The following is a 5,223-nucleotide window of genomic DNA, read 5'->3' as shown; positions in this document are numbered from 1 at the left end:
TGAGCAGGCTGTGGCTGACCCGAACAAGCCCAGCGTCTTAAGCCGTTGCTCTTGGTGAGCGTCTCTCATCAAAAACCTGCGCTTTAACGCTGTATAGAATATCAGTCTTTGACTGTCTAGTTTACGCAGAAACACTATTGTTAGGGAAAAAGTTTTCGGTTTAAAGTTTATTCCTAAAAGCTTCTCCTTCGTTTGGAGAGCTACTGCTGTTAGGGATCAAGGACAACGAGAATACGGCTAGCTGCCTAGCTGATGTAAAGCCGTGCGCCTCACAGCAACTACCTTGCTGCGCTCTCCAGCCGCACTCTGGAGCCGAGACTGTCTTTCAGGCTGTCTACCAAGCTTACGGCTTTAGACGTGGCTCAGTGACAAAACCTGATCAGGTTAGCAATTTCTTATAATATCCTTAATGTTCTCTGACACTGCCGTTGCCTCTTTAGTTCCTTGATGCGGGTTGATGGGGCGCAAAAACGGAGTTAAGAAGGCCCAGGAGTTTTATGACATAATCTGACAAATTCAGACCTTCTGTTTGCGGCTTTGATTCCCCTCCCTCAACTACTGCTTAAGCCTCTGTGCGATTTGATGTTGTTACACTGTTTCCAGATTTCTTTACTTCTCCCCTGAGTTCGGGGTTACTGGGTAAAGCCCTGGCTAAAGAAATTGCTGAAGTGCATTTTGTCAATCCTCGCGACTTCGCAACTGATAAACATCGACGAGTCGATGATGAACCCTACGGGGGCGGTGTAGGGATGTTGATGAAACCTGAACCGATTTTTGCAGCGGTAGAGTCTTTACCTACTTTACCGCGCCGTGAGGTGATTCTGATGACGCCTCAGGGACAACCGATGAAGCAGACGCTATTGATAGAATTGGCGACGGGTTATGACCAACTGGTGGTTATTTGTGGGCACTATGAAGGAGTGGATGAGCGAGTCCTGCATTTGGTGACTCGTGAGGTGTCCTTGGGGGATTTTGTCCTAACTTGTGGAGAAATCCCAGCGCTGGCGCTGATTAATGGGGTAGTGCGGTTGCTACCCGGAACAGTGGGTAAAGTTGAGTCATTGAAAGCTGAAAGTTTTGAAGCGGGGTTGCTTGATTATCCGCAGTACACACGACCCGCTGAGTTTCGGGGCTGGAAGGTGCCGGAGGTATTGTTATCAGGGAATCACGCAGCTATTGAGCGCTGGCGTAGAGAACAGCAAATTCAGAGAACGTGCGATCGCCGCCCTGATTTATATGCGGATTGGGAAAAGAATTCGGATGTTGTATCGCCCTGAAGTTCAGGGAACTCCTATCCGCGCTTTTCCTAACTGCCTATCCCATATACCCTAAGAGGGCTCAAAGCGGGGAAAACTAGGTAAATCAATGGCTGCTAATGATTTGCGCCTCTTCGGAGTACGTAGCGGATAGAGTGTCGGCGAAGGCCAGTTAGATTGGGGAAGTACCACGTCATTGATCAGCTCTGGCTGATCGTGGGTATAGGTTTCCCAGTCGTCCTCATCCTGGGCTTCTACTTCCGTGTACTGCTCCTCGGTATCCTCTGCTGACCAATAATCCTGAGTATCGATTAGGGAGAGGGCTGACTCGTCAGGCTCTTTGTCCTCTGAGTTCGTTTCTGGCTCGAATGTCCATAGCTGTTGCTCTTCAGCCAGATCCGAGGGCACCTCGGACAACCCAGACGCCTCGGCTAGGGAAGACATTTCAGCAAGCAGTCGCTGTTCCAATTCCAGCTCCGAGGCTTCAGTGTCTTGGGCTTGGGGAACCTTGCTCTCTGTTTGAGCTGGCTCAGAGACATCTACGGTTGTAGAACGATTTTCTTCCAGGCGTTTAAGTAAGGACAAAGTTGGTGGCTCGGAAGTGACTCGTGTATTTTCGGAGGATTCGTCGTAAAATTTCGTTCCGATAAAAGGTTCTACAGCGGGAGGCTCGATTACAATGGGGCGACTCCACAGCGGCTCGACTTCGGATTGGTCTTGCAGTAACTCTTGTTCGGCTGACCAGGGTTGGATGGGCTGTGCTTTGTGTATCAAGGAGATGGTCGTGCCACCATGACGATGCGGCTGTTGTTGTCCGCTCAAATGGCTAGAAGAGTTCATTTCCAGCGACTTCTCCAGAGCTGTCTTGAACTGCAAGGTTTGCTGCTGCTGTCGGTGCAGGCGTGATCTGAGTTCACGAGATGTATTTCCCGCTTGCAACAGCTGGTGGGACTGCTCATTGTAGCGCTGCTGGGTCAGGGCGCATTCCCGTTCTAGTTGGGCGACTCGTTCCTGAGAGCTTTGTAACTGTTCGGATAACGTCTCAATCAAGATTTGCTGGCGCTGAGCGGCTTGGTGAGAGGATTCCAGGGCATGAAACAGACGGCCTAATTGTTCTTGAACCGTATTCATGTCCTCGGCTTGCTGAGCCATGAGCATCTCGCGATCGCGCGATCGCAGAAGTTCTAGGTGTAACGCCTCCTGTCTTTCCTTAAGCGCTTGCCTCAACTCTGTAACTTGATCATGCAAATGGCGATTGCGCTGACGCATCTTTTGTGCTAATGCAAACCAATCAGCGTCGTTGGTTCGGCGAAAAGAAGCATCGGGCGTCTGGGCCGAATGTTCGTCTACCTCAGCCGTTGATGAGGCGACGGCGTCAATGTCCGACTCAGCGGACGACTCTTGTTCCGTCGGCGGAATAACATCGATAAAATTCCGCAAATCGGAGAGTTTCACAATCTGCGCCTGTTTTGATGCCCCGCTTACCTCTGGCACATCAGCCACACTATCCTCCATCGAGGCAGTGGGTTCAGGAAGGGGCTGGTTATTTGGGGTTTCAGCTTCGCTCATGGCTCTTCATCCAGAGGGTCACAAATCCAAGAGGTAAGTAAGTGGGGCAAAGTCTTCTGGCAAAAAAGAGGGGGATCTACCCAGCAACTTTGAGCCAGAGGAAATGCTTCATAGGGTGTCTGGGTAGAAAATTGGAGTCAAATAGCTTTGCCCTGACTTGAGGTGAGGGTATGGCTGTCAAACTTACCCCTCTCTCCTTACAAAGTAATGCACAAAAATCCCCAGACCTCAAATTTTAAGTTAAACCGAATCTAACAGACTGTTCTGCATAGAAGCTCATCTGATAGTTGAGAAAGCTTGTGCCAATAAATCCCGATGCATCAGAGCTCGGTCTACCAAGGACTGAATTTGGTCACGGCTGAGGGAGTCGCCATTGGCGTAGTGTTCTAGCCAGGTTTGACCGATTAAATTTGGGTCATTGGGAAGCTGGTTTAAATCCCATCCTGGCATATTCAGTTGAGTCATCAGTTGACTCACCTTGGGGTCATAACTAAGGGCAAAACAGCGACATTCTTCTGCCGCTGCCATGATCAGGCTGTGGTAACGCATCCCTATTGCCATTTCTACACCTCGAAACAATCCTTTCAATTCCCTGGGGTCTTCGAGCCGGAAAAGGTGATTCGGGCCAGTAAGCTGAGATTGAATGGATTCGGCGATGCTTAAGTCCTGAGATGCCTGAAAGGGTACCAGTAGGATACAGGCTTGTGTGGCTTTTTGAAAGGTAACAAGAGCCTGAGTCAGGTTGGCAATGCGTTCAGGAGTTAGGCTCGGGTGCGATCGCAAGGTAACGGCGACTCGTGGTGCGGGTAAGTCCCATAATCCTGGTGCAGGTTTAGAGTCGAGTGCCCAAACTGGATCGGGAGCCTCAATAAAAGGAATTTCCCACTCGTTCAAAAGGGCGGCTGAGGCGCGATCGCGCACGCTTACCGCCGCACATCCCGCAAAGCACTGCCGCGCTACCCGACGGGTTAAATCGCGCTTTAGGGGGCCAATTCCCTGCGCCCAAGCAATGGTTTTTAAGCCCCACTGTCTTGCCAACCCCATCAAGCCGCCATAGTAGAGAGGTGACGCCGCACTCGTGACATCCTGAATTAAACTGCCACCGCCCCAGAGAAAGGCATCGGAGTGGCGCATGGCCTGTAACACTTGGAAGGGAGAAGTGCGATCGCAACTTTGCACTCCATAGCGTTTGCGAGTCTCCGCAGGGTTGCCAGAAAGCACCAGAGGCGTCACCGACTCGGGTAGCATTTGCAACAGCGAAGCCAGCAATGCCTCATCGCCACCATTGCCCTTGCCGTAATATCCACATAAAATTGCCTTAATTTGCCCCATGCGAAAACTTTACCAGCTTTCGCACGGCGATACGATAGGTTATGTGGTTGAAGGTTTAAAGGTTGAAGGTTTAAAGTTTCTTGACTTTGCTTGTTGAACCTTTAACCTGCAACTTGCACGCCCTCCAACTTCCCATTTACCCATGCACGCGTTGTCAATTCCTACTTGGATTATTCACGTTTCCAGCGTCATTGAATGGATTGCCGCCATCTGGCTAATCTGGACTTACGGCGAAGTTAAGCGCGATCGCACTTGGTGGGGGTTGTCCTTCGCCATGTTACCCGCACTGGTGAGTGCCATGTGTGCCTGTACCTGGCACTTCTTTGACAACCCCGCCTCTTTGGAGTGGCTGGTTACACTTCAGGCATCCATGACTGTGTTGGGAAATGTTACTCTCTGTGCGGCTGCCTGGTGGATTTGGCGTTCTTCCCAAAAGCCTGAGCGAGAAAATACAACAACGAGAGCGGCTAAAGATGTAACGATTGATGCGTCCTGATTCTGTAGATTGAATGGTTAAAGTGGCTTATGGATAGGGTGTAAATACAGTTGAAAATATCTCTTGCTCTTCTGATGGCTACCTACATTTTTACGGCTCCGTCTACTAACTCTGCGATAGAAGAAAAGACGGCGGAGATTAAGAATGTATCCTGGCAAAAAGTCCCAGACACGGCAAGTACAGAAGAAGGATATACTGACCCAGCCTTTATCGATATTAACGGAATCAACAGGAATAAAGATTTGGTTATTTTTGATGTAGTTAACCCGGATGCTAGCTACGGTAGAGTAGAGGGTAACTGTACAACAAATCTGGTGCGTTCGTTGCGATTAGGAAGTTTTTTATCGTCTACAAAAATTTCTTACATCGAACAAAATAACTTAGCTTTATCACAAGCAACTCCGTATCAGATTAATCTCCTCAAATTGGCTTGCCATGCATCTGGAAAGCAATAATATACCGCTTGTTATAATTATTCATCAAAGTAGGAGGCCAGGAAGAACAGGACTATTAATTTGCAGTGTTTGCTAGCACTGCTCTTTCTAAACTATTAACTTGCTAATCTTTTTA

Annotated in this window: 5 protein-coding genes; 3 read left to right on the top strand and 2 right to left on the bottom strand. The window is 49.2% G+C overall.

The window, feature by feature from the left end:
• Positions 1 to 572: 572 nt before the first annotated feature.
• Positions 573 to 1,277: a tRNA (guanosine(37)-N1)-methyltransferase TrmD gene (gene trmD / locus V6C93_RS35960; protein ID WP_333481493.1), complete on the top strand. Its 705-nt coding sequence runs from the start codon at positions 573 to 575 to the stop codon at positions 1,275 to 1,277.
• A gap of 51 nt (positions 1,278 to 1,328) precedes the next feature.
• Here the strand turns inward: trmD and V6C93_RS35955 are convergent, their stop codons facing one another.
• Together V6C93_RS35955 and csaB are read right to left on the bottom strand one after the other, a co-directional pair.
• Positions 1,329 to 2,825, bottom strand: coding sequence for a hypothetical protein (locus V6C93_RS35955; RefSeq protein ID WP_333481492.1), 1,497 nt, complete (start codon positions 2,823 to 2,825; stop codon positions 1,329 to 1,331).
• A gap of 276 nt (positions 2,826 to 3,101) precedes the next feature.
• Positions 3,102 to 4,157, bottom strand: coding sequence for a polysaccharide pyruvyl transferase CsaB (gene csaB / locus V6C93_RS35950; RefSeq protein WP_333481491.1), 1,056 nt, complete (start codon positions 4,155 to 4,157; stop codon positions 3,102 to 3,104).
• A gap of 142 nt (positions 4,158 to 4,299) precedes the next feature.
• Between csaB and V6C93_RS35945 the strand changes: the two genes are divergently transcribed.
• A complete protein-coding gene (locus tag V6C93_RS35945) occupies positions 4,300 to 4,653 on the top strand; it encodes a DUF2499 domain-containing protein (RefSeq protein ID WP_333481490.1) in 354 nt (117 codons plus the stop codon).
• Positions 4,654 to 4,727: 74 nt separating this feature from the next.
• On the top strand, positions 4,728 to 5,108 hold the full coding sequence (locus V6C93_RS35940; protein ID WP_333481489.1) for a hypothetical protein: 381 nt from the start codon (positions 4,728 to 4,730) through the stop codon (positions 5,106 to 5,108).
• Positions 5,109 to 5,223: the final 115 nt, after the last annotated feature.

The sequence above is a fragment of the Allocoleopsis sp. genome, from assembly GCF_036703385.1.
In the GTDB taxonomy this organism is placed as follows: Bacteria; Cyanobacteriota; Cyanobacteriia; order Cyanobacteriales; family Coleofasciculaceae; genus Allocoleopsis.
The sequence above is the reverse complement of the archived record's forward strand: the minus strand, read 5'-3'. Positions and strand labels throughout refer to the sequence as shown.